The sequence below is a fragment of the Oscillatoria sp. FACHB-1407 genome, from assembly GCF_014697545.1.
Lineage (GTDB): Bacteria > Cyanobacteriota > Cyanobacteriia > Elainellales > Elainellaceae > FACHB-1407.
The window spans coordinates 49,420-75,432 of the sequence record NZ_JACJSA010000019.1; the positions used below are offsets into that span (position 1 = coordinate 49,420).

The window sequence follows — 26,013 nt, forward strand, 5'->3', positions numbered from 1 at the left end:
GCAGCGGTCATTCAGGCTGTTAAAACGTGTTTGTTACCCATTTCACTTGCTTGCGTATCCATGGCAAGCTAACCCACCAAAATCACCGCAGTGAATCCATCTCTTCCAAACCCGCCTCTTTTCTTCTTTTCCCCTTCTTTTTTCCCTCTTCTCTCCTCCTTATCCTTCCGACTTCCCTTTCACTTATGAATCTTCAAACGATTGCTAAAGGACAAACCATCTACCCCATCAGCGCAATCCGCAACAACCGCGCCTTAATTCAATCAGTGCAAATGTCTCTCAATCAAATGGGTTTTACCGTCGGCAGGGCAGATGGAGTCTGGGGGCAAGGCACTGACACAGCATTTCAAGCCTTTGTGCAACGGTATGGCTTTAAACCTGGAGAGATTTCCCCACGGGTTGCCCGGTTCATTGTCGATTCGGTTGGGGTCACAGTGCCACCCACTCCGACCACGAATCCCGCGCCTCCTCGACCTAATCCAACCCCAACCCCTCAACCCCCTCGACCCAATCCAACCCCTCAACCCTCTGGCGATATCTTTGGGGAGGCACTCAAGTTTTCGTTGCGCTGGGAAGGGGGCTATGTGAACCATCCCAATGACATTGGGGGCGAAACCAACAAGGGCGTTACAGCATCCACCTATGCCAGTTATCGCCGCAGCAAAGGGCTTTCCAATCAAAGCGTTCGCTACATCACCGATGCAGAGGTCTATGAGATTTATCGGGATATGTATTGGCGACCTGCCAACTGTGACTTGAAGACACGAGCACTGGCGATCGTCCATTTTGATACAGCAGTTAATTTTGGAGTCGGGGGCTCTACTATATTCCTACAGGAAGTGTTGGGACTCAGAGCAGATGGAGGTTATGGCCCGATAACGCGGGAGGCTGTGAGCCGAGCTAACAACGCCGCAACGGCACGACGCTATTGTCAGGCAAGAATTGACTATCGCTATCAACGGGTCAAACAGAATCCCAGTCAGAATGACTTTCTACAGGGGTGGCTAAACCGAGACGAAGCGTTATTGCGATACATCTCAAACATGGCATGATCTCGATGCGCCGCTATTGGCATCCTACAAACCCTTCGTTTCTACAAACCCCTCATTTATTGTTTCTTTCCTCATTCCCAGCTCTCTACTTCCCATTGAGTTATGGATTTACAGACGATCGCCAAAGGACAAACTGTTTATCCCATCAGTGCCATTCGTAATAACCGTGCGTTGATTCAATCGGTACAAATGGCATTGAACCAGATGGGCTTCACGGCTGGCAGAGCCGATGGAGTGTGGAATCAAAGCACTGACACCGCCTTTCAAGCGTTTGTGCAGCGATATGGCTTTAGACCTGGAGAAATTTCTCCAAGAGTGGCTCGGTTCATCATTAGTTCGGTTGGCGTGTCTACCCCTGTCCCGACTCCCAGTCCTGTCCCTCCTCGCCCTATCCCAACGCCCACTCCCCCTCGTCCGACTCCGACTCCCACCCCTCAACCCTCCGGCAACATTTTTAATGAAGCCTTGCGGTTTTCGTTGCGGTGGGAAGGGGGCTATGTCAACCACCCCAATGATATCGGCGGTGAGACGAATAAAGGAGTGACCGCCTCCACCTATGCCAGCTATCGCCGCAGGAAGGGACTCCCCAATCAAAGTGTTCGCTATATCACTGATGCTGAGGTGCATGAGATCTATTTGGATATGTATTGGCGACCAGCCAACTGTGATTTGAAAACGCGGGCATTGGCGATCGTCCACTTTGACACAGCGGTTAATTTTGGGGTCAGAGGCTCCACGATGTTTCTACAGGAGGTATTGGGACTCACCGTAGATGGTTCCTATGGTCCAATGACGCGGGATGCCTTGAGCCGAGCCAACAACTCGGCAACCGCACGACGCTATTGCCAAGCCCGCATTGACTACCGCTATCGCCGAGTCAGCCAGGACAATAGCCAACGAGTCTTTTTGAACGGTTGGTTGAACCGGGATAACGATTTGTTGCGCTATATCTCCAACATTTCCTAGTGGCGTTTTAGTGGGGGGTCGCTATCTGGATAGGGTTAGAGTTGAGTGGCTGACAGGCACTTAAGCCCAGCGTAGGATCAGCTTTGTAGGCTGCCTCTGGAACCCAGGTGGTGAGAGTGCGATCGCCCGAAATCACGTAGAGATATTGGGCATTGGGGTTGAAGTGGATACCTACTCTCAGGTTTGAGAAATCATCTTCGCAAATCTCAAAGCCAAATCGCACAATGATCTGAGCCACTAAGCACTCCGGCGTGTCGTCGGTCTCACCAGAGGTATCGCGCTCTTGCCAAAACTTCTCTAAAAATCGATTGAGGGTAGGCAATACTTTTTCGGGGCTACCATTGCGACTGGCATAGATAATGGCAGGATTCCCTTCGACGATGATGTGATAGGAGATGGCAGGCATAGCAATTGAATGTGGCGATCGCCTAACTTTAGATGGATGTAAATCCAACGATCCTCAGCTTATCAGGTTCCTTCAACCGGGATCTCAGATTGGAGCCGATTTGCCGTTCGTAAGATTTGTCCTGCCAGAACCGCTGCCCCAAAGCCATTGTCGATATTGACAACACCAATCCCGGCAGCACAGGAGTTGAGCATCGTCAGCAGGGGTGCCAATCCACTAAAGTTTGCTCCATAACCCACACTGGTAGGAACGGCAATCACCGGGCAATCTGCCAGTCCAGCAACCACACTGGGTAAGGCTCCCTCCATGCCTGCCACGACAATTAACACATCGGCTGTTTGGATCAAGTGTCGATTGTTGAGCAAGCGGTGAATCCCGGCTACACCAACATCCCACAGTCGTTTGACCTGAAAGCCAGATAACTCAGCCGTGACTGCGGCTTCTTCTGCGACCGCCAGATCAGCGGTGCCTGCGGAAAGCAGGGTAATCGTGCCAGGATGCTGGGGCGTGAGGGAATAGGGGGCGATCGCACAGATGCGTGCCATGTCGTAATAGCGCAGGTCGCGCACGCGTGGTTGAAGCTGGGCATAAACCTCTGGGGTAATCCGCGTTGCCATCACCACTGGGTTGCGTTCTCGCATCGCCCCCATGATTTGAATGATTTGCTCAGGGGTTTTACCGGGACCCCAGATCACCTCTGGAAAGCCCGTTCTCAGCGATCGATGGTTGTCGATTTTTGCGAAGTCACCAACGGGTTCAAAGTCAAAGTGTTTGAGCTTTTCGAGAGCCGTGTCTGGGCTGACTTCACCCTGAGCCACAGCATTGAGTAAGTAACGGAGAGTATCGGGTTGAGTCACGGAGGAAAAAAAGGATAAACGATAAAGGGTGAAGGCTAAAGGATGAATGTGGAGATGGGTGGACGAATAGGATTTGAATTTTGATTGGTATTATTTTTTATCCTTTAGCCTTCATCCTTTAGCCTTCATTCTCTACTCTAATCTCTTGAATGTTCCACAAGCCCCAGGTAGGCAAACCGGAGTATTTCAATCCCTGGACGCGATCGCGCACGGCAACTAGGGCAATCTCGTGAACCAGGTGAATCACGGGCAGTTGCTCCTGGGCAATGCGTTGGTAATCACCATAAATGTCGCGGCGTTTGGCTTCGTCCAGTTCGCGTGCCCCAGCCTTAAACAGTTGGTCGATCTGGCGTTCCCAGTCGGAGACGACCCAATCTGTGATCGGAGGTTGCCCCGGTTGCGGGCCGAGATTAAACAGATGAAATCCGCCGCCACTCGTCCACAAATTTGCTCCAGAGTGGGGTTCCACACCGCCGGTAAAACCGATGAGGGCACAATCCCAATCACGAGAATTGACCAGGCGACCAATCAAGGTTTGAAAAGCGATCGGGCTGAAGTCTACCTGGACGCCGATTTTGCTCAAGTCGGTTTTGATCTGCGCCCCGATCGCCTCTCGTAGCTCGTTGCCCGCATTAGTGTTGAGGGTAAAACGGACACGATTTCCCTCAGCATCCAACAATTCACCAGCGGCGTTGTATTGAAATCCCGCAGACAACAGCAATTGACGTGCCTTATCCAGATCATAATCGTAGGTTTTTAAGCCCTGTTCTGGGGAGAGGTAATAGGGGCTTTGCACCGAGATCGGCGAGTCCTGGGGTTGGCTAATACCGCGATAGAGATTGGTGATCATGCGGGGGCGATCGATGGCGTGGGCGATCGCTTGCCGAAACTCCAGGGTATTGAACCAGCGGGACTTGATCGGATCGACAAAGGGTTGCCCCTTATCGTTTTTAGCCTGATTCAGGTTGAAGCTGATGAACGTCGTGCCCGACCAGGGTCCACCAATCAAAATCTGAAACTTACCCCGCTTCTCTTCCCGCTTGAGCAACGAGAAGTATTCAGGACGGAGGGGGCGCACATCCCCTACGACATCCAGATCGCCAGAACGAAACTGCAATAACTGGGTATCGGTTGACTCAGATAGTTGCCAGACAATGCGATCGACATAGGGAAGGGGTTGCCCATAGCTATCGCGTCGCCAGTAATGGGGGTTGCGCCGAAAGACAATGCGTTCACCAGGGCGATATTGTTCGACCTGATAGGGACCGTTCACCACAAGCTTTGTAGGGTCGGTATCGGTTCCCCAGGTGGAGTTAAACAGTGGATTGCCACTGGAATCGAGCGTTTTCACTGCATCTTGAAGCGCATGTTTGGGGAGAATACCAATGCCAGTGGCACCCGCCGCTGTTGCCCGAACAATGGGTGCAAAGGGTTCGGGCAGGACGAATTCAACCTGGCGATCGCTGAGTTGGCGCACCTCTGGCAACACTCCCGCTTCTCCAACGCGAAAACCGTCGCGATCGTCGATGGGAATCTTCTCGTTAAAGATCACATCCCGGTAGGTAAACACCACATCTTCAGCGGTGAGTGGCGTCCCATCCGACCATTTCAGCCCCGATCGCAGCGTAAACACCAAACGGCGATCGCCCAAAAACTCCCACGATTCCGCCAGTTCTGGAACAACCTCTCCCGTCTCTCCACTCTCAGCGGTTAGCCCCCTCGTGGTGAACATGAACACATTTGGGAATTCCTGGTTCAACGCCGGATTAAAGGTTTTGGGATCTTGAAGTGTGGTCAAGACCAACTGCGATCGAATGCCCTGACCACTCACGGTTGAGAGGCGACAGCTTACGAGAGCGATCGCCATCACCAGCATCAAACCGAGTAGTAGTAAGCGTTTTGCCATTAAGGAACAGTCAATAGTCAGTGGTCAATGGTCAATGGTCAATGGCTTCGCCGTGAGTGCTCAGCCGAACGGTCAATGGTCAATGGTCAATAGTTGATAGTTAATGGTCAATGGTCAGTGGTCAATAGTTGATAGTTAATGGTCAGTGGTGAGGGGTCAGGAGTCAATAGTCAGTGGTCAATGGTCAGTGGTCAATGGTCAATAGTTGATAGTCAGTGGTTGATGGGACTGAGTTAGTAAGGAGATCGGAACATAGAAAAGAGCTACGTTAAATCATTCAACTCAACCCTTTGCTCATCTACGCCATTGATCAAACAACCCTCTTCTCTCTTCCCTTCTTCTCTCTTTCCTCTCATCCTTTATCCTTCACCCTTCACCCTTCACCCTTCACCCTTCATCCTTCATCCTTCTATCCTTTCCCCTTCTACCAGTTGCAGCTCGTACAGGTTCCAGATGGGCCCCCCCGCCGCTGAGTACTTGATGCCTTGAATCTTATTGCGAACTGCGACAAGTGCCAGCGGATTCACCAGATAGATAAACGGCAGATTTTGCTGAGCAATTTTTTGAGCTTCGCCATAGAGTTCTTTGCGTTTTGCAGGGTCAAACTCTTGTCCCGCTTGCACATAAAGGCGGTAAATCTCTCGCTCCCAATCGGCAACCACTCGCCCCTCGATCGGCTCCTGTCCCTGTCCCGGAGACTGGTTGAACATATGCAGGCGTCCGTCAGGTGACCAGGTATTTTTGCCGCCATCCGGCTCAAAGGGCGCACCCCCAATTCCCAGAATCATCGCCTCCCAATCAAGTGTGTCATCGGCGCGACGAATCAGGGTATTAAAGGCGATCGGTTCAAAATCAACCTGCATTCCCAGTTCGCCTAAATCTCGTTTGATCTGTGCGCCCAGTGCCGCACGGGTTGGGTTCTCAGCGTTGGTGATCAGGGTAAACCGGACTCGATTCCCTTCAGCGTCTGTGAGTTGTCCGGCGGAGTTGCGCTTAAAGCCTGCGCTGGTGAGCAGTTCTCTCGCCTTATCGAGATTGTAGTCATACACAGGCAACCCCTCTTCGGGCGACAAATAGAAGGGGCTTTGCACATACATCTGCGAGTTTTGAGGCTGCCCCAATCCTTGATAGATGTTGTTGATCATGGTTTGGCGATCGATCGCATGGGCAACTGCCTGCCGAAACTCCAGGGTATTGAACCAACGGGACTTCACTGGATCAACCAGGGGTCTACCATTGCGGGTTGCCTGATTGAGGTTAAAAGTGATGAACGACGTAGTCAACGCCGGTCCCCCCTCGTAAATGGTGAAATTACCCCGTTCCTCCTCCCGCTTCAACAGACGGAAATAATCGGGGGTAATGCCCTCTACATCGAGCGAACCTGAGCGAAATTGAGTCAGCGATGCAGCATCTTCTTGAATGATCTGCATGACCACCTGCTGAATATAGGGCTGAGGATTGCCTGCTGCATCACGTCGCCAGTAATAGGGATTGCGTTCCAGGATAATTCGCTGGCTGGGCAAGTAGCTAACGATGCGGTAAGGGCCACTTACAACTACCTGATCGAGTGGGGTATCGGTTCCTAACACGGCTAGAAAACGAGGATTGCCCTCCGAGTCCGTGCTGGTAATCGTCTCTTGCAGCTTGTGTTTTGGCAAAATCTCAAGCCCACCCGCAAAGCGTAATAGTGGGGCAAAGGGTTCGGGCGATCGCACCTCTAATCGGCGATCGTCCAGCTTACGAACCTGGGGAAACGCTCCGGCTTCTCCAACCCGCATGATGTCCTGCACGCTACTGGGAATTTTGGGATTGAAGACGACATCGTTAAAGCTAAACAGCACATCATCGATGGTTAGAGGCTCCCCATCAGACCACTGCAACCCTTCCCTCAAGGTAAACGTGATGGTGAGATCATCATCTGAAATTTCCCACGATTCCGCAATTCCCGGCTCCAGATCGCCCGTAACCCCGTTAGTGGTTAGCAACCCCTCGTAAATGTAAGCCAACACATCATTGGCACCTGCATTCGTTACAGGGTTAAAGGTCGAAGGGTCACTGAGCGAGCTAACAACAATGCGCGGCACTTGCGCGGCACTTGTCCTAAATTGGTCGAGGCTGCACCCACTCAGGGCGATCGCCATCACCAGTAAACCGAGAATGAATCGTCGTAACAGAAACATAAGTAAAGAGGGAAGAAGGAAAAAAGAAGAAAGAAGAGGAAAAAAAGGATAAAACGAGGAGGAAAAAAGGATAAACGATGAAGGATAAAGGATAAAACGAAGCAGGATGAAGGGAGGAAGAGAAGTAAGAAGAAAGGACTGACTGATTTGCGATCGATAAAAATCATTCTACTGAGTTCTGCCTTCTACCTGCGTTTAACTCTGCTCACACCCAATTTGCCTGCTTCTTTCGTTCTTCGTTCTTCATTCTTCCTCTAGCTCTAGCTCATGAATGTTCCAGAGTGGTCCATTGAGAGCCGAGAATTTGATAGGACTGAGGCGATCGCGCACGGCAGCAAGTGACAGGGGATTCACCAGATAGATAAAGGGCAGGTTTTCCTGGGTGATGCGCTGGCTTTCGGCATAAATGGCTTTGCGCTGAGTTTCATCCAGGGTTTTAGCTCCTTGAATGTAGAGATCGGCAATACGCTGTTCCCAATCGGAGACGACACGTCCCTCAATTGGCGGTTGTCCGGGTTGGGCTGCCTGGTTAAAGCGGTGCGATCGCCCATTGGGGAGCCACACATTTGCCCCAGAGTTGGGTTCAATGCCTCCGGTAAAGCCCAGCAGATAACACTCCCAATCGACGGTATTGCCCAGTTTGTTCAGCAGGGTGTTGAAGGCGATCGGCTCAAAATCAACTTGAATGCCGATTTTTGCCAGGTCTTGTTTGACCTGTGCTCCCATTGACTCCCGCACTTTGTTTCCAGCGTTGGTGATCAGGGTGAATCGAACCAGATTGCCATCGGCATCCAGCAGTTGCCCAACGGTGTTGTACTGAAATCCAGCAGAGACGAGGAGTTGGCGCGATCGCTCCGGGTCGTAGTCGTAGACGGGCAAGCCCTCTTCGGGTGGCAGGTAATAGGGACTTTGCACCGATATCGGCGAGTTTTGCAGTTGAGCCAATCCCTGAAAGGTGTTGTTGACCATGCGTTGGCGATCGATGGCATGAGCCACTGCCTGCCGAAATTCCAACGTGTTGAACCAGCGTGATTTGATCGGGTCAACCAGAGGTTTGCCATTACGACGACCCTGATTGAGATTAAAGGCGATGAAATTAGTGCCTGCGGCGGGCCCCCCTTCATAGAGGGTAAAGTTGCCCCGTTCCTCCTCTCGCTTTAACAGGGCAAACAGGTCGGGTGTGATGCTCAACACGTCCAGCCCACCGGAGCGAAACTGCATTAGCGACGCATCGGTAGACTCGACAATTTGCCAAACCACCTGATCAATATAAGGTTGGGCATTGCCCTGGTTGTCGCTTCGCCAGTAATAAGGATTTCGCTCGAAGACGACCCGCTGACTGGGTTGATAACTCGCTAAGACATAGGCACCGTTCCCGATGATTTCTCTGGGGTCAGTGCCCGTCGTCCAGGTGGAAATGAACAACGGATCACCCTGGCTGTCTTTGGTTTCCACCGACTCACGCAAGGCATGGGCAGGCAGAATCGCGAGTCCCAAATTGCGTAAGAGCGGAGCAAAGGGTTCGGGAACCGAGAACTCAACTTGACGATCGCCCACCTGTCGCACTTGCGGCAACGCACCCCCTTCTCCAATGCGCAGCACATCCCGAATCGAACTGGGAATCGCCTCATTGAAGTAGAGATCGTTGTAGGTAAACACCACATCCTCGACGGTCAGCGGTTCCCCATCTGACCAGCGCAAATTGGGTTTGAGGGTGACAACAATCCGCTTGTTATCCGGCGAGATCTCCCACGACTCCGCCAGCGCAGGCTGAATTTCACCCGTCACCCCATCCTCCACGATCAAGCCCTCGTAGATGTAGCCAAACACGTTGGGCGATTCGGAGTTGAGCACATAGTTGAAGGTTTTGGGGTCGCTGACAACGCTCAAGAGCAAGCGGGGCACCTGAGCGGCTTCCGTTCTCAACAACAGTGGGTTACACCCAGTCAGGGCGATCGCCACTCCAATCAACAACGCCCCAATTACCCCAAACCACGTTGCCCGTCGTCTCATACCTCATCCTTCCGGTGGTGAACTTCGATCACGGTATGCACGTTGCCACGGGGAGCAAAATCGCCCTTAATCGTCACTTCTAGCGGGTCGCACGCTGCCACAAAGTCATCCAAAATCTGGTTGACCGACTCCTCATGGGAGATGTAGCGATCGCGATAGCTGTTGATGTAGAGCTTGATAGCTTTTAGCTCCACCACTTTTTCGTTGGGGACATAGCGGATGGCGATCGTGGCGAAGTCTGGATAACCGGAAAAAGGGCACTTACAGGTGAATTCGGGCAACGAAATATCGATGGTATAGCGTCGCCCAATGCGGGGATTGGGAAATGTGATTAACTGACCCTCGGCAATTTGGCGCTCACCATATTTCACTTCAGTAGATGATTCAAGGGATGGCTCAACTGTCAAATTCTCAGATAAAAATGATTGACTCATGGAAGGAAATTAGATGACTTAAATGGACGGAGCAAATCAACAGACACTCCACTCTAGTTCAGTCTAACGAGACTTCTGCTGTGGAAAAATCTTGAGTTTTGTGGCGATTTCTTTGACAAAAATGGGTTGCGATTTCATAATCTCAACTATTGTTGAGCATAGTATTAATTCGTATTGCAGTCCTCATATCATTTCTGAAAGAGGCGGTTCATTCTTCACCGTTTTACCTTCGCAACACATGAAATCCAACTCTGATTCTGCGACCCGCAAGCCAAAGTCTGCCGCACCCGGAAACCCCGCTGGACAACCTGCTGGCAATGGTTATGCGCCTTCCGTGCCGATTACGGTTTACCGAGAACTGGCAGCTGAGCTTCAAGCGACCAAAGCCATGATGGAGTCGATGACCGTTCAAAATCAGCAACTCGTTCGCCAAAACCAACTGCTGAAGCAAGAAATTGAGCGATTGGTTCAGTCGGCGTTAACGCTGCAACACATCGCTGGCATCGCTCAACCCGCTGCAACAGTGAGCACTCCGTCTGCGCCCACCCACCCAGAGGCGATGCAAAGCACTTCCCCCCACGGGGCGATCGCCGATCTGGTGCGTCAGGCGACTCGTCCAGCCCAACCTCGTGTTGAGCGACCCGCTCCAACCCCAGAGCCAGTGACTCCTGTGATGCCCGTCATTGAGCCTACTCCTGCGGAGCCAGACGATTCCCTCAGCAACGACCTCTTCGCTGAGATTGTCGAAGAACCTCATCGCCATGAAAAGCGACCCCCCACAAGCAAAGACATGGGTGGCTTTTGGCTTACTGCCACGATCGCCGTGATTGTTGTAACCGCTTTTGGAGCAGGCTTTATGGTCGTGCGTCCATTGCTGCCAGGGCGGTAGAGAAGAAGGGATAAACGATAAAGGCTAAAGGATAAGAGAGGAAATTAGAAGTCAACTTTTTATCCTTTATCCTTCATGTTTCATCCTTTCAAATGGCTTGCCCACTGCTTCACCGCCCCCAGTGAGCCATACCAGAGTTTGCCGGGTTGGGGGGAGTGCAGCACGTCATCAAGCACAATGTTTTCCGCCCCATCGAGATGAGCGGCTGAAATGGGTGTAATGCCATCGCCCCAACATTCACCAACACCACAGGTGAGTTGATAGCTGCTGCGAACAAACCAGTTTGACCAGCCTTTACCGCCGTAGATTGCCTTACCCGCGACACAAACGTAGCGCACGTTTGGGTAGAAGGCTCCAGGATAGTTGATCTTGACGAAATCGAGGTTGCGTTTTGTCCAGCGTTCGCCGCTGATGTGGGGTGTTCCCAGAGTTATTAAAGTCGCCACTTGAGGATGCGCTTTCCAGAGGCAGGTCTTGCCGCGATCGCCCGGATGCACATCATAAGGCACTTCACCGATGTAGATGCGCGAGATCCAACCGCCCGCCGAATGCCCCACAAGATGGACGCGATCGCTGCCAAACTCCTGCATCGCCCGCTTCACCGTCTCATCTAACTGCTGCAAAATCGGCAACATCGACCGTCCCCCCACCGTCGGGAACCAATCACCCCGCTTTAGCGGCACCGTCATCGCCGACAAACCAAGCGATCGCAACCCTTCTTCCATTTCGCGATAGGGCAGAGCATCCGCAAAATAACCCGGTAAGATGACGACTGGCAGAGACATAGGGAAAAGGATAAACGATGAAGGATGAAAGATAAAAATGAAAAAATAGAACGGTGAAAGGTGAATCAATCTGAGAGCAGCATTGGCGACTAAAGTCGCAGCTACAGGAGCAAAACCTGCCTCCGTAGGTTACAGAAAACCTTGATTGGCTTGAGTCCGCAACGACAGACTTTGTTCTTGTCGTCACGGTTTTAACCGCCGAAACCTTCTCAGATATCCTCTAAACGACTGACGATTAACAACTGACAATTGACGACTGACAATTGACGACTGATAACTGGCGATAGACCACTAGCTCCTTATCCTTTAGCCTTTATCCTTCATCCTTATCTCCTCTCTCTGCCAACCACTCGACAATTAGCCGATTGACTAATTGCGGACACTCGTCGTGGGGGCAATGTCCGGCATTGGGAATCACTTTGAACTGCACTCGATCCGGCTCTTGGGTAGCGAGATCTTGATAAACTTTGGCTCCGGCGATCGGCGTCCAGGGGTCAGCATCACCCCACAAAACGAGCAGAGGTTGGTTAACTCGCGGCAACAACTCCGTCGGAGAGGGACCAGGAGGAGCCGTCAAAATGGAGGCAAACACCTTTTGAGCACCGGGGTCGCAGGAAGGTTCGTAGAGCATCTCCACCAACTCATCGGTGATGGCAGTGCGATCGCGATAGACCTGTTGCAATGTGCGCCGAATCCGATGCTTTTGCCGCACTTGGTTAAAGATAAAAGGTCCCAATAGCTCAGAACCAACCAGTTTGGTGAAAGTGCCCATAATGACGCGCAGGGGCAAGTTCAACTCCTCTGGACGATGGTTCAGCCCACCTGCCGCATTCAACAACACACCCCCGGCACATAGCTCTGGGTAATCAGCCAACACCATCAAGCTCAGCAATGCCCCAATCGAGTTACCCACAAACACCGCAGGCTGTTGCACATGCTCAGCACAAAAATCTTTGAGCAATTCCTGCCACAAATCTACGCTGTAGTCGAGGGGTGGCTTCTCAGAGCCACCAAACCCCAACAGATCAAGGGCAAACACCTGATAGCCTGCCGCTGCCAACGCCGGAATGTTTTGCCGCCAGTGCCCGATCGCCGCACCGAACCCGTGAATCAGGATGAGGGGATGTCCGCTACCTTTGACGGCATACCGGATGTTATAGCCACGCCACGTCCAGTTCTTAATCTCAAATGGAGGGGCGATCGCGACGGTTTCCGTTACGTCTTGTACATCAGGAGTGGTTAAATCGGTAGTCACAGTTCTTCTTAAAACTTCTTAAACTAAGTTCATCATATAGCAATCCCTCAAAGCTGGGATGGGCGGTTTTCAACCCGTTCAACCCGCTTGAATTTTGACTTTTGGATTTACGATTTTGGCTACAGGTCATGGATTTACCGCTGGTCTATCACCCCAACTACGTTGCACCACTCCCACCGGGTCATCGCTTTCCGATGCCAAAATTTCGCCTCCTGTATGAGCAGTTGTTAGCGGATGGGGTGGCTCACCCTGGTCAGTTTCACACGCCAGAACTGCCACCCTTGGAGTGGATTGAGTTGGTACATATGCCAGAGTATGTTCGTGACTACTGCGAGGGCACGCTGGACGCCAGGGCACAGCGTCGAATTGGCTTACCGTGGAGTCCAGCTTTGGTGCAACGAACCTGTATCGCCGTTGGTGGAACCATCCTCACCGCACAACTGGCACTGGAGCATGGGTTAGCCTGCAACACGGCTGGGGGAACCCATCACGCCTTCCCCACTTATGGTTCCGGGTTTTGCATCTTCAACGACCTGGCGATCGCTGCTCGTGTGATTCAAAAGCTGGGTTTAGCTCAGCAAATCTTGATCGTGGATCTGGACGTCCATCAAGGCGACGGCACCGCTTTCATCTTTCAAGATGACCCCAGCGTATTTACCTTCTCCATGCACTGTGAAATCAACTTTCCGGGGACAAAGCAAACCAGTGATCTGGACGTGCCGCTGCCTGAAGGCATGGAGGACGACGCCTATCTGCAAACCCTGGCAGCCTACCTCCCCGATTTGCTGTCTCAGGTTCATCCCGATCTGATTCTCTATGATGCTGGGGTGGATACCCACTTGGGCGATCGCCTGGGCAAATTAGCACTCACCGACACCGGACTCTATCGCCGAGAGATGCAGGTTTTGAGTACATGCATTGCCGCTGGATATCCGGTTGCCTGTGTCATTGGCGGTGGCTACGCCGATGATTTGAATGCTCTGGTCTATCGCCATTCACTCTTACATCGAGCCGCCAGCAACGTCTATTGAGGAAGGGGAGTAGGGAGTGGGACGTAGGGAGTGGGAGGACGAGAGAACAAGGCTTCTGGGTGTTGCTAAATGGAGGAATGATTGTCCTGAAATAGACATGAGCGAGACGCTCACACTCCCTTCAGGCAGATTGTTTCAACTAGTGTGAGCATCCTGCTCGCGACGAGTGCTCACGACCCATTCATCCCCAAGCTCAGCAACACGGTTCCTATTTGCCCATTCACCCATCTACTCATCTACTCATCTACCCAGCCACCCGTCCCCCACTTCCCTCATCGCTGTGAGCTTACCATCTCAACAGTCTTAGTTGGTTTCCGCACGATCGCCCCACTAGAAGTACCACTCCGCGCGGTTCTAGGAGTTTTGGCAAGTTTTAGATCCATCACATCTTCGCCCAGTCCCAAGACCCAACTCATCTCTTCGACCATCGTCTGGCGCGATCGATAGAAATCAAGCAATGCCAGTCCAATCCCGACTAACATCGCCCCTGTGCCCAACGCAAACAGCAGCAATGACCCGGTAATCAACCACTGCCAGTTCAGGAGCGATCGCAGCACGATCATAAAAGCACTGATTGACAGGAAAAGAACGGCACCATAGAGCGTCAGCAAGCTAAGGTAAATCGTTTGGTAGCGTTGGCGAAATTGTTGTAACTGGTTGCGAATTTGGTGGAGGCGATCGCCCCTTAACATCACCGCATGATTCAGCAACTCAAAATACTCTTGGTTTAAGCCCCGCAACCGATGGTGAATAGCAATATGTCGCACCGTGAGGACTCCCCATATCACCACACAGGTCGTCAGCATCAGAACCGAGTTCAGAATTAACTGGAGGAGTTGACTGGTTTGCTCAATGCTCATATCACCTCACAAAGGAATGGGAATTGAATAAGTTCGATATTTGTCAGGGGCGGGTTTTGCTGTCAAATCACATGGCAGGACGCAGACTGGTCTGCTAAACCCGTCCATACAGTTTGCGGATTTATTAAATCCACGATTCAGAACAGGCATCGCCACAGATATAAGAAAACTGCACCCAAACGGACAGCGATCGCGATCGCCAACTGGTGTTTTAAGTGCCATTTATCAAAGTGGTACAATTGTACTGAATGATCCGACTTGAGACAACCCTCTTGAAATAGTTCTTTGCCCTCCCGTTGCAACCAATGAAGAATAAATTTTTGTGAATAAAGGTCAGAAGGTTATGAACTTTTTCCCCAACTCACCCTGTGGAAAACCTGTGTTTTTCTGTGGAAAACCTGCTGAAAACTAGCGGAAAACAAGAGCTAATCAGTGGAATAAAGTGCCCAGTACATATGATCTGTGGGTAATTCTCCCAATTTTCCACATGTTTTCCACAGGCTGTCGATCGAGCAATGATTCAGTAGCTCGTGATCCCAACCTGTTTTCCACAGTTTCCACATGCCCTACTACTACTGATCCGGATCTATTTTTTTCTAAGAGCCGTTCTTGATCACGAAACACGCATCGCTCAAAAATGGATTTGAACCTTTTTAGGAAGGGTGTTACGATGACGTTCCAAGTACAATTCACAAAAGCCGATCGCCCCACCCTTAGTGTCGAATTCCTCTTAAATCTGCTCTAAACACCTAAATCTAGTTCCTCTCCCCATGAAACTCATCTGCGCTCAAAACGAACTCAACACTCATCTCTCATTGGTAAACCGGGCAGTCCCTTCACGTCCCAGTCACCCAGTTCTAGCAAACGTGCTGTTGACCGCTAACGCAGATACTCAGTCTGTGAGTTTGACGGGGTTTGACTTAAGTTTGGGTGTACAAACTGGTTTTTCGGCACAAGTAGAAGAAGGAGGCACCATCACCCTACCTGCCAAACTATTGAGTGATATTGTCTCACGCTTGCCTGATGGCGAAATCACCCTTGAGATTGGAGATGGAGAGTCGCTAGCGACGCTGACTTGCGCTTCAGGACGATATCAAGTGCGGTTTGGCAACGAGGAATTTCCAGAACTGCCCACCGTGCAGGATGGTGGAATGGCTCATCTACCCGCAGAGGCACTGATCGAAGGATTGCGAGGTTCTTTGTTTGCAACCAGCACGGATGAAACAAAGCAGGTGTTGACGGGTGTGCATTTGACAGTCACAGCCGATGGTCTGGAGTTCGCCGCAACGGATGGGCACCGTTTGTCTGTTGTGCAAACCCTCAACTCCGATACAGAAACCCCTCCCGAAAAGCCTAGTAAAGCCAGTAAGAGCAAGGCAGACAGCAAAGCGGCAAGTGCCATTGAAGAGAAGCAAGAATTTGATGTAACCGTTCCGGGAAAAGCCCTGCGGGAGCTAGAGCGGATGTTGCAGTTACAACCCTCAGAGGCGATCGCCGTTCAATTTGACCAGGGTCAGTTGATTTTTGAGTGGGCAAATCAGCGTCTGATTAGCCGTTTATTAGAGGGGCAATATCCCAACTATCGCCAACTGATTCCTCGACAATTTTCTCGCCAGATGACGGCTGAGCGGCGATTGTTGACCGGAGCACTGGAACGGATCGCCGTCATGGCAGATCAGAAAAACAGCATCGTCAAAATGAATTTAGATAGTGTTAAGCAAGAGGTCGTGCTGTCTGTTGATGCGCCAGATGTGGGGAGCGCACGAGAGGCGATCGCGGCTCAGATTTCAGGTGATGATTTAGAGATTGCCTTTAACGTTAAGTATTTGTTGGAAGGGCTAAAGTCAGTTACAACCTCTGAGGTACAGATGCAGTTTAATACCTCTACGAGTCCATCAATTTTGACCCCATTGGGTGGTCTAAAAATGACCTACCTCGTCATGCCTGTGCAAATTAGATCGTGAGACACTGGTTTTTATCTGGACTTAGTACTGTGATTCACAGATAGGGTTTGGAAATAAAACCAGGGGGGTGTGGGGGCGCAGCCCCAGCTAGGGGTTCTACCCCTGCACCCCAAATTCCCACCCTTATTTACGACGAGTTGTACTTAGAGAATGGCTGAAAAGCCGCAGAGATCTCCCTTAACTCCCCTGAATAAGGAGGAAATTGGCTTTGTTTGAAAACGTAATGCTTACTCCTCAGCTATCTTCTCAGTTGGAATAAATCCAGGTATAAATTTTTTTAGATGACAGATTGTCAATACTGAGATCTTTATCGATGGACTGCATTTAGAATAGAAGTGGTATTTGCGCGATCGCTCTAAGGGACTAGCAGCACCTTAATATCTACCTGTTGACCTGTTTGACACAATCTGATCGTACTGGTAGCCCGTTCCCTTTTGAATCAAAATTAACTTGGTAATTTCTCCCCGCAGCGCGTGGGTCTGTGACAGAGCCTCGAATAGATTTAAATCAGTGGTGTACGCTACCTGAACACCATAGATAGAACTATTTAGCAACTTTTAGCAACTTGCTGTGCTGTAAACGTGTATAGCGCACGTTTTTACCAATGTTAAATGATGATTTTTATGCCAATCTACCCTATGTGGAAAATCTGGTAGATCTGACAGAACCAGATAATTTTGTTGCCGTACCTGACAACTGGTACGTCATTATAACGGATATTACAAATTCGACTCAAGCGATCGCCGCAGGAAAATATAAAGAAGTCAATCTGATAGGGGCTTCATCCATTGCAGCTATTTTAAATATTGCAGGTAATATCGAAATTCCTTTTGTGTTTGGTGGAGATGGAGCAGAGCTACTCATTCCCTCCTCTTTACTAGCAAAAACTAAAGAGGTTTTAGTTGCAGTTCAACGGGTGGCGCGATCGCAATTTAATCTATATCTGCGTGTGGGAATTTTACCTGTTTCCGCTGTGATTGCAGCTGGATTTGAGGTTAAGATTGCCAAATTACGTGTGTCTGAAAACTACAGCCAGGTCTTAATTACAGGTGGTGGCATTGCCTACGCTACTGAATTTATTAAGGAATACAGCATCCCTGATATCTATCAACTGAGGCGACAAAGTAAATTGCTAAAAGCAGATTTTTCGGGACTAGAATGCCGTTGGCAAGATATTCCTAGCCGACATGAAGAAGTGTTGACGTTGCAGGTATTGGCGATCGCTCACAATCAGGAAAAGAATCATCAAATCTATCGCAATGTTTTGAACAAAATTCAACATATTTATGGGTCAAGTCAAGACTTTCACCCAATCGTTCCGGGCTCTCTCAATTTGACCTTTCGCTCTAAAAATTTAATGGCGGAGACAAAGCTCCGGGCTGATTCAGAAAAACGTTTAGCTAAGCCAATTTATCTATTACAAATTAAATTGGGAAACGTATTGGGTTGGCTGTTCATGTCCTTCAAATTAGTGTTAGATGGTGTGAACTGGGGGCTTTATAAAAAGACGGTAGTCAACGCCACAGACTATCAAAAATTTGATGACATGCTGCGGTTGGTGATCTCTGGCAGTGTCTCGCAGCGTGCCACCCTGCTTCACTATTTGAATGAGGAATATACCCGTGGGAGTTTAGTTTACGGGTTTCATATTTCAGATCGATTGTTAATGACCTGTCTCGTCTTTGAGCGTAACGGTCGCCAGGTTCATTTCATTGATGGGGCAGGTGGAGGATTTGCCGAAGCCGCAAAAGCGTTAAAGGAACGAATGCTACGGAAGTCTCTCAATTGGAGAACATTTCTCAAACTGATTCGATTGCGAAAAAGTGCAATTCCCTATAATCTGTAGCGGATTGTTGCCTTTTTTCCATCATGTCGCCTGACTGGATTTATCCCTATCCCACGCTTTATCCTGGAACCCTTATCAAGCGTTACAAACGATTTTTTGCTGATATTTGCCTAGAGGATGGGTCAATTGTCACGGCGCATTGCCCCAACACCGGACCGATGACTGGGGTCAACATTCCTGGGAATCGGGTGTTGGTGTCCCATAACCCCAGTCCCAAGCGATCGCTTGCCTATACCTGGGAGTTAATTGAGGTGATGGATGAGCAACCCATCTGGGTCGGTACAAACACTGCATTGCCCAATCGCGTGATTAAGGCTGCTTTAGTGGATCGTCTGTTTCCTTCACTGGGTCACTACAGCGAGATTCAGTCGGAAGTGCCCTACGGAGAGGACAAAAAGAGCCGGATTGATTTCCTGCTGACAAGTCAGGACGGTCGCTCCCCGATTTATATCGAGGTGAAAAACACCACTTGGGCGCAGAAACACGTTGCTCTGTTTCCCGATACGGTGACGACGCGAGGACAAAAGCACCTGCGAGAGTTGGCAGCACTGGTTCCTCATGCCAGGGCGGTGATGTTGTACTTCATTAATCGGGGTGATTGTACCCATTTTGCCCCCGGTGACACCGCTGATCCGGTGTATGGGCAATTGCTACGAGAGGCGATCGCCCTGGGTGTGGAGGTATTGCCCTGTCGGTTTGAGCAGAGCCAAACAGGGGTGCGGTATCTGGGGTTGGCTGAGATGGAGATACTCTAACGCAACGACGCTAACGAGCAGCCCAACCACCCAGCACAGTTTTGCTCCTGTACAGGAGTGGGGCGATCGACGGGCACAATTTGATAATTGGTTGGACGAGGTTCAGCTAGGGTGACTGAATAGGTTCTCAGTTCGTCCTGATGGAAGACAGTGAGTTCAATCGTGTCACCGGGGGCGTAGTCACTGAGGCGATCGCTCCACTGGTCTGCCGAAACGCGCAAGCCATTCAACGCTAGCAGTTCATCGCCAATGTCAATGCCCGCTTGATGAGCCGGAGAGCCAGACTCTACAAATTTAATGGCTTCCCGTCCATGCTCGGTTTTCACCGTCATGCCGACAAACGGTGGTTGGTGATCCACTTTGTCTGCCACCAATTGCAAACCAAACGGCTCCAGATAGTCGTTAAAGGGCAACTCTTCAACAGTGTGGAGGTAGCGGTGAAAGAAATCACTGAGGGATTTGTCGGCTACCGACTCAATCACTCCCTGCAACTCGTCAGCCGTAAAGCCAATTTCAACCTGCCCAAACTGATGCCACATGCGCCGCATCACATCATCAAGCGATCGCTCATTGCCATGCCGCTCACGAATCAGTAGATCCAGCAAAAACGACACCATCTCGCCCTTGAGGTAATAGGACATTTGCGAATTATCGCTATAGGCATCGCGGCGATAGAGCTTAATCCAGGCATCAAAGCTCGATTCGCTTAAGGGTTGCACCCGTCGCCCAGGAGTTGTGAGAAACCGGGTAATTTCCTTACTTAGGGCGCGGATGAACGTCTGAGCGTTGTAGATGCCTGCCCGAAACGGAATATTCAGGTCGTAATAGCTGGTCGTGCCCTCACTAAACCAGAGAGAAGGGGTGTAATTTTCGTTGTCGTAGTCAAAGACTTCCAACGCTTTAGGACGGATGCGCTTCACATTCCACAGGTGAAAGAACTCGTGGGCGACTAATTGCATGAAGCGGTTGTATTTGTCTTGACTGCGGAAGCCAAAGCGAGAGTAGTTCAACGTGCAGGACGTCTTATGTTCTAACCCCCCAAACCCCTGAGAAGACAAATGCAGCAAAAACAGGTAGCGATCGTAGGGTAACCCACCAAACATCGACGCCTCAACCGCGATGATCTTTTGAGTGTCGGCAATGACCTGGTCTGCGTCTAAACTGCCCTGTCCCCAAACGGCAAGAGCATGAGGCTTTTGTAGTACCTCAAATTCGTAGAGTTGATGGCGACCAATCTCAAACGGGCTATCTACGAGGGTGTCAAAATCTGCTGCAACAAAGGTATTCGGTTCTCCGGCGATCGCTTCTAAAGGGGTCGCCACTTGCCAATCTGCGTGAGGAGGGGCGATCGTAATACGAATCAGATTTTTTTCAAACCCTGGTATGTAAAAGCACAATGCTGCTGGGTTAAAGTAACCGTGCGTCGCGTCAAGGTGATTGGTTCTAACGGTCAGTTCGTTGGCAAAGATGCGGTAACGCACAGTGATCTCAGAGAGATGACTAGTGTCAATTTGCCAGTGATTTTTGCTCAGCTTACGCCAAGTCAGCGACTGCTTCCCCTCAGCTTTAAAGTCTTGTAAGTGGCGGGCATATTCCCGCACCAAATAAGAGCCTGGAGTCCACACAGGCATCTTTAAATCCAGGACATCCGCATCCCATCCTTTGATCTGCAACGTCACCTCAAACAGGTGCGACTCCGGTTGCGGCATCGCGATCTGATAATGCAAGTCAAGCTGAGTACGCGATCGAGACGTTGGGCGGAGTTGAGTTGCTTCTGTCATGGGAGGGTGCTGCGAATGAACCATTAAATGAGCCTTTAATGGTTTATTGTAGGCTCCACTACACGCAGTTGCCGAGGATCTCTAAATTCTTCCTGCCAGATGTGCCAGTTGCTTCATGTTGACAAGATAAAGTGCCTGGTTCGCGGCATCGATCTTAATCCAACCTTTACTCTCTAACTTCTCCATAATCTTGGTAGCTTCATCCACAGAAATGCTGGCAGCATCTGCCAGATCTTTGGTGGGAATGTTAAAGATTTCCGTGCCCTGCGAGGAGGACTGACCGTAGGTTTCGCCTAAAAAGACCAGCGTGTTAGCGAGCTTAATGGCAGGAGCCTGATGGGCAAGTTGAAACCGGAAGTTGGTTTGTCTCAACCGTCTCACCATTAGCTGCAACATGCGGTGATGCAGTTGAGAGTCTTTGAACAGAGTTTGAATGAAGCGTTGCGCCGAAATGCTCAATAGCTTTACCGACGAAAGCGCAACTACATCTGTTGAGCGGGGGGATTCATCCAGAATCGCCATTTCACCAAAGAAATCACCTCGCCCCAGGATGGCTAATGTGACCACCTCATCGCCTGCATGGCGACGCACTTTGACCCAACCTGACTCAACAAAGTAAACTGCGTTGCCCCAAGCATCTTCCATCAGGACAGCGCGATCAGCTGGGTATTCGTGCTCAACGGCAATGGACAGCAACCAGTCGAGTGTTTCTGGGCTGGCGGATTGAAATAGGGGGAAAAGCTCACTAAAAACGGCGGTCTGCATGGAAAGCTGCTCAGGGTAAGGATTGATGGATTCCCACTGACATACACTTTAATGCCAAAGGTGGTGCCGAGGGCGAAAGCAGCTTTAGCAAAAAGCGATGGATGGCGGGTAGCGTATAGGCTACTGACTAATTAAACTATGTTACCCAGAAATATCAGGAATCTGAGCATTTTCTGGGATCGATCGAACGCCTGTAGCTGTTATTCAAGCATTGCAGAAGTTTTAGTAAAAACTAGAATACCACGGTGCCAGTTATGCTTGTTGAATTGCTTGCTGCAATCGGGGACGCAATGCCTCCACATAAGATGCCCATCCGATAATGATGGGTTGCTGATGGGCAAGGGTGTCTGGGTCAATGGCATGGGCTGTGAATTTCAGGGGATGCCCATCCAGATCACAACACACCAGACCAGCCGCGTGGGCGAGGGCAATGGGTCCAACGGTGTCCCACAGTTTGACCTTACGGTTGAGATACAGGTACAACCCTGCCTTCCCCAATACAATCTGCATCACCTTCAAACCAAAACTGCCGACTGCACTGAACTCTACACCTGGAATGAGGTGGGCGATCGCCTTTCCGTAGATCCGTCGATCTTTGTCGCCGATGATGATGGGGCAAAACTCCTCGGATAACGGGGGCGGTTCTGTTGGGATGAGGGGCTTGGGCTGAGTGAGCGATCGCCCCTCAAGGGACTGGCTTGTTGCGTGAAACAATCCCCAACCCGTGCCACCGTAATAAAGCTGACCGGACGCCGGAGCGTGAACCCATCCCGCTATTGGTTCCCCTTGCTGCAACAAACCCACCATCACGGCATAGTGGGGGCTATGTTGAATAAAATCATCGGTGCCATCCAACGGATCAATGAGCCAGAGCCGTTGATAGTCATTGTGAAATGCCTGCCGCGACTGCACGTTTTCCTCCGAAATGATGCCATCGTTTGGGAAAAGCTCGCTCAGCTTAGTCGTGATCATCTCATCCAACAGGCGATCGACATTGGTAACGTAATCCTTGGCCCCCTTTTCAAAAACTTGAAACGGTTGTTCTGCCATTTGGGTAGCTTTTTCACCGCAATTGAGAATTAACTGGTTGATGGACTCAACTTGGTCTGAGGAGAAGGGATTCATTGGAATAGGGAGTAAGGAGTAGGGCGGGCGGGCGGGGGGGGAGGAAGTAAGGGAGTGGAGGAGTAAGGGAGTGGGGGTGTAAGAATCGCTAGATTGACGATTGACTACTGACGATTGACTACTGACGATTGACTACTGACGATTGACTACTGACGATTGACGATTGACAATTGACCACCAATCACTAACCACTAACCATCTCAACCAAAAAACGGGCTAACCCGCTAGTGGAGTTAGCCCGCCAATTTGGGAACGCTTAATAAAACTACTTTTGCAGAACCAACTTAACGTTGGCATTTTGCAAACCAGGACGCTTAACTTCAGCCAGAGTTTTGTTCACAGCATACTTCTGGTTGATCGAGTTGATCAGTTCAGTCTGGTTGTGCTTCTTAGCAACACCCCAAAGGTCAGCAACGAGGTCAAAAGAACCATCGGTATTGCGAGACCAGCCCAGATCATATTCGCCTTCGAGGACAGCAACGATGTCAGAGCGAACGCGCTGACCGTTGTAGCCACGAACATCAGCATCTGTCTTAACGGTGATGCCGAGATCCCGCAGGGAAGCCTTGAGGATTTCAGCGTCAGTGATCTTGGTGCGCAGAGTGCTAAAGTGAGACATTTGGATTTCCTCCTGTAGAGAAATTGAGAGAAACGACAACGTTTTGATGTAGATATACCGTATGGCTTAACCTTTGGAGGGCAAACAAGTACGGCTGTAGATTGAAACTGCTAGCATCGGCTAGCCTTTCCTCCTGTTGGGAGCAGGAGAGAAAGCTTGTTAGAACTCCAATCGCTGATATTCAGCAACGGAGGACGCCGCAGGTCGCGCGCGCTGCCTTGCCCAATCTCTTAGGGCTGTAACCTGCTCACTCATCGTCTTAGAAAGCGGTAGGGTTGCCTTGATGGCGGCGATGATATCGAGTTGAGTAAACTCGCGATCGCCCGCAAATGCCTCATACATGGCGGCAATCAAAGCTTGTTCAATCTCTGCACCAGAGAACCCGTCACAGACATTCACCAACTGGTCAAGGTCAAAGCGACCAATATCACGGCGACGCTTGGTAAGGTGAATCTTGAAGATCTCTTTACGCTCTTCGGCGTTGGGTAGATCGACGAAGAAGATCTCGTCAAATCGTCCCTTCCGCAGAAACTCTCCGGGGAGTCGCTCTACTCGGTTTGCCGTTGCCATGACAAACACGGGAGAGGTTTTCTCCTGCATCCAGGTCAGGAAGGAGCCGAAGATCCGGCTGGAGGTGCCGCCATCAGAGTCAGCGGAACCCGTACTGCCTGCAAAGGCTTTATCAATCTCATCAATAAAGAGAATGGCGGGAGAGATCGATTCAGCTGTTTTCAGGGCATTTCTCAAGTTGGCTTCTGAGCGACCCACCATGGAGCCGTCATAGACCCGACCCATATCTAACCGTAACAGTGGCAAGCCCCATAGACGGGCGGTGGTTTTGGCAATGAGTGATTTACCACAACCCGGAACTCCCAAAATCAGCATCCCTTTGGGTTGGGGCAGTCCATATTCTCTTGCCCGTTCAGTAAAGGCATTGGAACGCTGGTGGAGCCACTTCTTCAACTCTTCTAAACCGCCAACTGCATCGATAGTTTCATCTTCTTCGATGTATTCCAGAATGCCGTTGCGGCGAATCAGCTGCTTTTTCTCAGAGAGCACAACATCAACTTCTGCTTCAGTCAGCCGACCTGCGGTGACTTGAGCTTTGCGATAAACCTTTTCCGACTCATCACGAGTTAAACCCAACGCTGCTTTGAGCAACTTCTCACGAGTTTCGGTTGTAATTTTGCGAACCGGACGAATTTGGTCAAGCTGATGAGTTAAGACTTGATTCAGCTCTGCCATATCCGGTAGCGGGAAGTCGAGCACTGCAATTTCTTTCTCAAGCTCGATTGGAATATTCTGCACCGGAGACATCAGGACAATCGCCTTTTGAGTGTCTTTGAAACTGGCGATCGCATCTCGCAACCAGCGAGTCACTCCGGGTGAATCGATAAATGGATGCAGATCCTTGAAGACAAAAATGCCAGGTTCCCGCTGACGCACTACCCACTCAATGGCTGCTTCTGGAGCGAGAGTATTGTGTTGGGTAACGTTACGGGGTTGCCCGTACTCAACGATGCCGTGGGTCACAGTCCAGATGAAAAACCGACGCTGTGGCTTCATCTGAGCGATGGTGGCGATCGTTTGCTCTGCCCTTTCTTCCTCAGATGTTACGAGGTAGATCAGAGGATATTGAGCTTGAACTAGAATACTTAGCTCTTCTTTCATGATCATTACGACCTAAAGGATGGGGGCAGATGCTGAACTTTTCCAATGCACTTTGAACCAGTTTGGACAAGTGATTGAAGCGTCGCATCGATGGATTAAACAAATTCAAACCTGGAAACAACAGTGCTACCCGTAAAGCAGCTGACCAGGGTTAGTTAGCAAGAACTAACTCCTGTTCACCTTGTTGATCAGGGCTGGCGGGGACACCGACCTTAGCGACAGGAAGCTCCTCATCAGCTAAGACAGTGGGTTGCTCTTTCAGAGAAACCATCTCGCCTTCTTTCAATACCAACGGACTATCACACCCAGGACAGCTGTAGACTTGGTGAGTCCGTCCGTGACTCATTTCTACCTCATCTACCACGCCTGGATGGGTCAGATAGAAAACAATTGCACGCTCTGCAATCGCTGACATAGGCTCTGACTCAACTGCCGCACGAATTTTAAGTTGGCGGTGCAGGTCTGGCGGGAGATATAAGGTGACTTTGGTTTTGTCTTGCATATAACGGTTACATGGTTAATACCCGGGTATGTTTGCAAGCATATTCAGCATTTCGAGTGCTGTCAAGCTGTCATGCCTCTATAACGTCATTATTGAAACATTTGTTTACAAAGTCTGGAGGGGCTCTATCTCAAGGTGGAGGGGCGATTGCTCTAGAGACAGAGACGTGTCGGGAGTTCTGTTAGCGAATTTCTGCCGTGAGAAATAGGGGATCGATGGGGCTGGAAAACGGCAATAGTGTGTGGACTTTTCGCGAGCGGGGCATGGCTAGACAAGTGATTAAATCTGGGCAAGTCATCAAATTTGCAGAGGTGGTGCAGAGGCAGTCAGGGCATTTCCAGATGAGGTCGG

Annotated in this window: 22 protein-coding genes; 7 read left to right on the top strand and 15 right to left on the bottom strand. The window is 50.4% G+C overall.

Annotation, left to right across the window (positions count from 1 at the left end; genetic code table 11):
- Positions 1–185 precede the first annotated feature (185 nt).
- Both H6G89_RS25215 and H6G89_RS25220 read left to right on the top strand, forming a co-directional pair.
- Positions 186–1,052: a glycoside hydrolase family 108 protein gene (locus H6G89_RS25215; protein ID WP_190511708.1), complete on the top strand. Its 867-nt coding sequence runs from the start codon at positions 186–188 to the stop codon at positions 1,050–1,052.
- Between the two features lie 102 nt (positions 1,053–1,154).
- Positions 1,155–2,018, top strand: coding sequence for a glycoside hydrolase family 108 protein (locus H6G89_RS25220; protein ID WP_190511710.1), 864 nt, complete (start codon positions 1,155–1,157; stop codon positions 2,016–2,018).
- 7 nt (positions 2,019–2,025) lie between these two features.
- Here H6G89_RS25220 and H6G89_RS25225 read toward each other — a convergent pair whose 3' ends face one another.
- From H6G89_RS25225 to queF, 6 genes are all read right to left on the bottom strand, one after another.
- Positions 2,026–2,424: a histidine kinase gene (locus H6G89_RS25225; protein ID WP_190511712.1), complete on the bottom strand. Its 399-nt coding sequence runs from the start codon at positions 2,422–2,424 to the stop codon at positions 2,026–2,028.
- A gap of 62 nt (positions 2,425–2,486) precedes the next feature.
- Positions 2,487–3,281 (bottom strand): nickel pincer cofactor biosynthesis protein LarB, encoded by a 795-nt coding sequence (larB, locus tag H6G89_RS25230; protein WP_190511720.1) that lies wholly within the window; start codon positions 3,279–3,281, stop codon positions 2,487–2,489.
- Positions 3,282–3,399: 118 nt separating this feature from the next.
- A complete protein-coding gene (locus H6G89_RS25235; RefSeq protein WP_190511722.1) occupies positions 3,400–5,187 on the bottom strand; it encodes an ABC transporter substrate-binding protein in 1,788 nt (595 codons plus the stop codon).
- A gap of 401 nt (positions 5,188–5,588) precedes the next feature.
- A complete protein-coding gene (locus tag H6G89_RS25240) occupies positions 5,589–7,367 on the bottom strand; it encodes an ABC transporter substrate-binding protein (RefSeq protein ID WP_190511724.1) in 1,779 nt (592 codons plus the stop codon).
- 243 nt (positions 7,368–7,610) lie between these two features.
- Positions 7,611–9,380, bottom strand: a complete 1,770-nt coding sequence (locus H6G89_RS25245; protein WP_190511725.1) for an ABC transporter substrate-binding protein — start codon at positions 9,378–9,380, stop codon at positions 7,611–7,613.
- A complete protein-coding gene (queF, locus tag H6G89_RS25250) occupies positions 9,377–9,814 on the bottom strand; it encodes a preQ(1) synthase (protein ID WP_190511727.1) in 438 nt (145 codons plus the stop codon). The genes H6G89_RS25245 and queF overlap by 4 nt, the downstream gene beginning before the upstream one ends.
- A gap of 238 nt (positions 9,815–10,052) precedes the next feature.
- Between queF and H6G89_RS25255 the strand changes: the two genes are divergently transcribed.
- Positions 10,053–10,703, top strand: coding sequence for a hypothetical protein (locus H6G89_RS25255; protein ID WP_190511729.1), 651 nt, complete (start codon positions 10,053–10,055; stop codon positions 10,701–10,703).
- 80 nt (positions 10,704–10,783) lie between these two features.
- Here the strand turns inward: H6G89_RS25255 and H6G89_RS25260 are convergent, their stop codons facing one another.
- Together H6G89_RS25260 and H6G89_RS25265 are read right to left on the bottom strand one after the other, a co-directional pair.
- Complete coding sequence (locus H6G89_RS25260) at positions 10,784–11,488, bottom strand: esterase/lipase family protein (protein ID WP_190511731.1); 705 nt, start codon at positions 11,486–11,488, stop codon at positions 10,784–10,786.
- 313 nt (positions 11,489–11,801) lie between these two features.
- On the bottom strand, positions 11,802–12,689 hold the full coding sequence (locus H6G89_RS25265) for an alpha/beta fold hydrolase (RefSeq protein WP_190511928.1): 888 nt from the start codon (positions 12,687–12,689) through the stop codon (positions 11,802–11,804).
- A gap of 182 nt (positions 12,690–12,871) precedes the next feature.
- Here H6G89_RS25265 and H6G89_RS25270 point away from each other — a divergent pair, with 182 nt between their 5' ends.
- A complete protein-coding gene (locus H6G89_RS25270) occupies positions 12,872–13,774 on the top strand; it encodes a histone deacetylase family protein (protein WP_190511733.1) in 903 nt (300 codons plus the stop codon).
- A 272-nt stretch (positions 13,775–14,046) separates the two neighbouring features.
- Here the strand turns inward: H6G89_RS25270 and H6G89_RS25275 are convergent, their stop codons facing one another.
- The gene (locus H6G89_RS25275) at positions 14,047–14,634 is read right to left on the bottom strand and encodes a DUF2721 domain-containing protein (protein WP_190511735.1); all 588 of its coding nucleotides are present in this window, start codon (positions 14,632–14,634) and stop codon (positions 14,047–14,049) included.
- 770 nt (positions 14,635–15,404) lie between these two features.
- Between H6G89_RS25275 and dnaN the strand changes: the two genes are divergently transcribed.
- The 3 genes from dnaN (at position 15,405) to sfsA (ending at position 19,199) form a co-directional block, all read left to right on the top strand.
- Positions 15,405–16,598 carry a DNA polymerase III subunit beta gene (gene dnaN, locus H6G89_RS25280; protein WP_190511737.1) on the top strand — a complete coding sequence of 398 codons (1,194 nt, stop codon included), beginning with the start codon at positions 15,405–15,407 and terminating at the stop codon, positions 16,596–16,598.
- 604 nt (positions 16,599–17,202) lie between these two features.
- On the top strand, positions 17,203–18,444 hold the full coding sequence (locus H6G89_RS25285) for a DUF3095 domain-containing protein (RefSeq protein WP_190511739.1): 1,242 nt from the start codon (positions 17,203–17,205) through the stop codon (positions 18,442–18,444).
- A 23-nt stretch (positions 18,445–18,467) separates the two neighbouring features.
- On the top strand, positions 18,468–19,199 hold the full coding sequence (gene sfsA / locus H6G89_RS25290; protein ID WP_190511740.1) for a DNA/RNA nuclease SfsA: 732 nt from the start codon (positions 18,468–18,470) through the stop codon (positions 19,197–19,199).
- Here sfsA and H6G89_RS25295 read toward each other — a convergent pair.
- From H6G89_RS25295 to H6G89_RS25320, 6 genes are all read right to left on the bottom strand, one after another.
- Complete coding sequence (locus tag H6G89_RS25295; protein ID WP_190511743.1) at positions 19,196–20,980, bottom strand: M61 family metallopeptidase; 1,785 nt, start codon at positions 20,978–20,980, stop codon at positions 19,196–19,198. The genes sfsA and H6G89_RS25295 overlap by 4 nt on opposite strands.
- An 81-nt stretch (positions 20,981–21,061) precedes the next feature.
- Entirely contained in the window at positions 21,062–21,745 is a 684-nt protein-coding gene (locus tag H6G89_RS25300; RefSeq protein ID WP_190511745.1) for a Crp/Fnr family transcriptional regulator, read from the bottom strand.
- Positions 21,746–21,997: 252 nt separating this feature from the next.
- A complete protein-coding gene (locus tag H6G89_RS25305) occupies positions 21,998–22,870 on the bottom strand; it encodes a 3'(2'),5'-bisphosphate nucleotidase CysQ family protein (RefSeq protein WP_190511747.1) in 873 nt (290 codons plus the stop codon).
- Between the two features lie 265 nt (positions 22,871–23,135).
- Positions 23,136–23,489 (bottom strand): DUF1257 domain-containing protein, encoded by a 354-nt coding sequence (locus H6G89_RS25310; protein WP_190511749.1) that lies wholly within the window; start codon positions 23,487–23,489, stop codon positions 23,136–23,138.
- 159 nt (positions 23,490–23,648) lie between these two features.
- On the bottom strand, positions 23,649–25,160 hold the full coding sequence (gene ycf46, locus H6G89_RS25315) for a stress-responsive protein Ycf46 (RefSeq protein WP_190511751.1): 1,512 nt from the start codon (positions 25,158–25,160) through the stop codon (positions 23,649–23,651).
- A gap of 151 nt (positions 25,161–25,311) precedes the next feature.
- Entirely contained in the window at positions 25,312–25,662 is a 351-nt protein-coding gene (locus tag H6G89_RS25320) for a hypothetical protein (protein ID WP_190511753.1), read from the bottom strand.
- Positions 25,663–26,013 lie beyond the last annotated feature (351 nt).

What these genes read in the sequence shown, in the direction of transcription:
- H6G89_RS25215 (WP_190511708.1), top strand. Translation starts at nt 186, where the DNA reads ATGAATCTTCAAACGATTGCTAAAGGACAAACCATCTACCCCATCAGC.
- H6G89_RS25245 (WP_190511725.1), bottom strand. Translation starts at nt 9,380, where the DNA reads ATGAGACGACGGGCAACGTGGTTTGGGGTAATTGGGGCGTTGTTGATT.
- H6G89_RS25300 (WP_190511745.1), bottom strand. Translation starts at nt 21,745, where the DNA reads ATGCAGACCGCCGTTTTTAGTGAGCTTTTCCCCCTATTTCAATCCGCC.
- H6G89_RS25305 (WP_190511747.1), bottom strand. Translation starts at nt 22,870, where the DNA reads ATGAATCCCTTCTCCTCAGACCAAGTTGAGTCCATCAACCAGTTAATT.
- H6G89_RS25240 (WP_190511724.1), bottom strand. Translation starts at nt 7,367, where the DNA reads ATGTTTCTGTTACGACGATTCATTCTCGGTTTACTGGTGATGGCGATC.
- H6G89_RS25255 (WP_190511729.1), top strand. Translation starts at nt 10,053, where the DNA reads ATGAAATCCAACTCTGATTCTGCGACCCGCAAGCCAAAGTCTGCCGCA.
- H6G89_RS25275 (WP_190511735.1), bottom strand. Translation starts at nt 14,634, where the DNA reads ATGAGCATTGAGCAAACCAGTCAACTCCTCCAGTTAATTCTGAACTCG.
- H6G89_RS25220 (WP_190511710.1), top strand. Translation starts at nt 1,155, where the DNA reads ATGGATTTACAGACGATCGCCAAAGGACAAACTGTTTATCCCATCAGT.
- H6G89_RS25285 (WP_190511739.1), top strand. Translation starts at nt 17,203, where the DNA reads ATGTTAAATGATGATTTTTATGCCAATCTACCCTATGTGGAAAATCTG.
- H6G89_RS25310 (WP_190511749.1), bottom strand. Translation starts at nt 23,489, where the DNA reads ATGTCTCACTTTAGCACTCTGCGCACCAAGATCACTGACGCTGAAATC.
- H6G89_RS25235 (WP_190511722.1), bottom strand. Translation starts at nt 5,187, where the DNA reads ATGGCAAAACGCTTACTACTACTCGGTTTGATGCTGGTGATGGCGATC.
- ycf46 (WP_190511751.1), bottom strand. Translation starts at nt 25,160, where the DNA reads ATGAAAGAAGAGCTAAGTATTCTAGTTCAAGCTCAATATCCTCTGATC.
- queF (WP_190511727.1), bottom strand. Translation starts at nt 9,814, where the DNA reads ATGAGTCAATCATTTTTATCTGAGAATTTGACAGTTGAGCCATCCCTT.
- H6G89_RS25260 (WP_190511731.1), bottom strand. Translation starts at nt 11,488, where the DNA reads ATGTCTCTGCCAGTCGTCATCTTACCGGGTTATTTTGCGGATGCTCTG.
- H6G89_RS25295 (WP_190511743.1), bottom strand. Translation starts at nt 20,980, where the DNA reads ATGACAGAAGCAACTCAACTCCGCCCAACGTCTCGATCGCGTACTCAG.
- H6G89_RS25270 (WP_190511733.1), top strand. Translation starts at nt 12,872, where the DNA reads ATGGATTTACCGCTGGTCTATCACCCCAACTACGTTGCACCACTCCCA.
- sfsA (WP_190511740.1), top strand. Translation starts at nt 18,468, where the DNA reads ATGTCGCCTGACTGGATTTATCCCTATCCCACGCTTTATCCTGGAACC.
- H6G89_RS25225 (WP_190511712.1), bottom strand. Translation starts at nt 2,424, where the DNA reads ATGCCTGCCATCTCCTATCACATCATCGTCGAAGGGAATCCTGCCATT.
- dnaN (WP_190511737.1), top strand. Translation starts at nt 15,405, where the DNA reads ATGAAACTCATCTGCGCTCAAAACGAACTCAACACTCATCTCTCATTG.
- H6G89_RS25320 (WP_190511753.1), bottom strand. Translation starts at nt 25,662, where the DNA reads ATGCAAGACAAAACCAAAGTCACCTTATATCTCCCGCCAGACCTGCAC.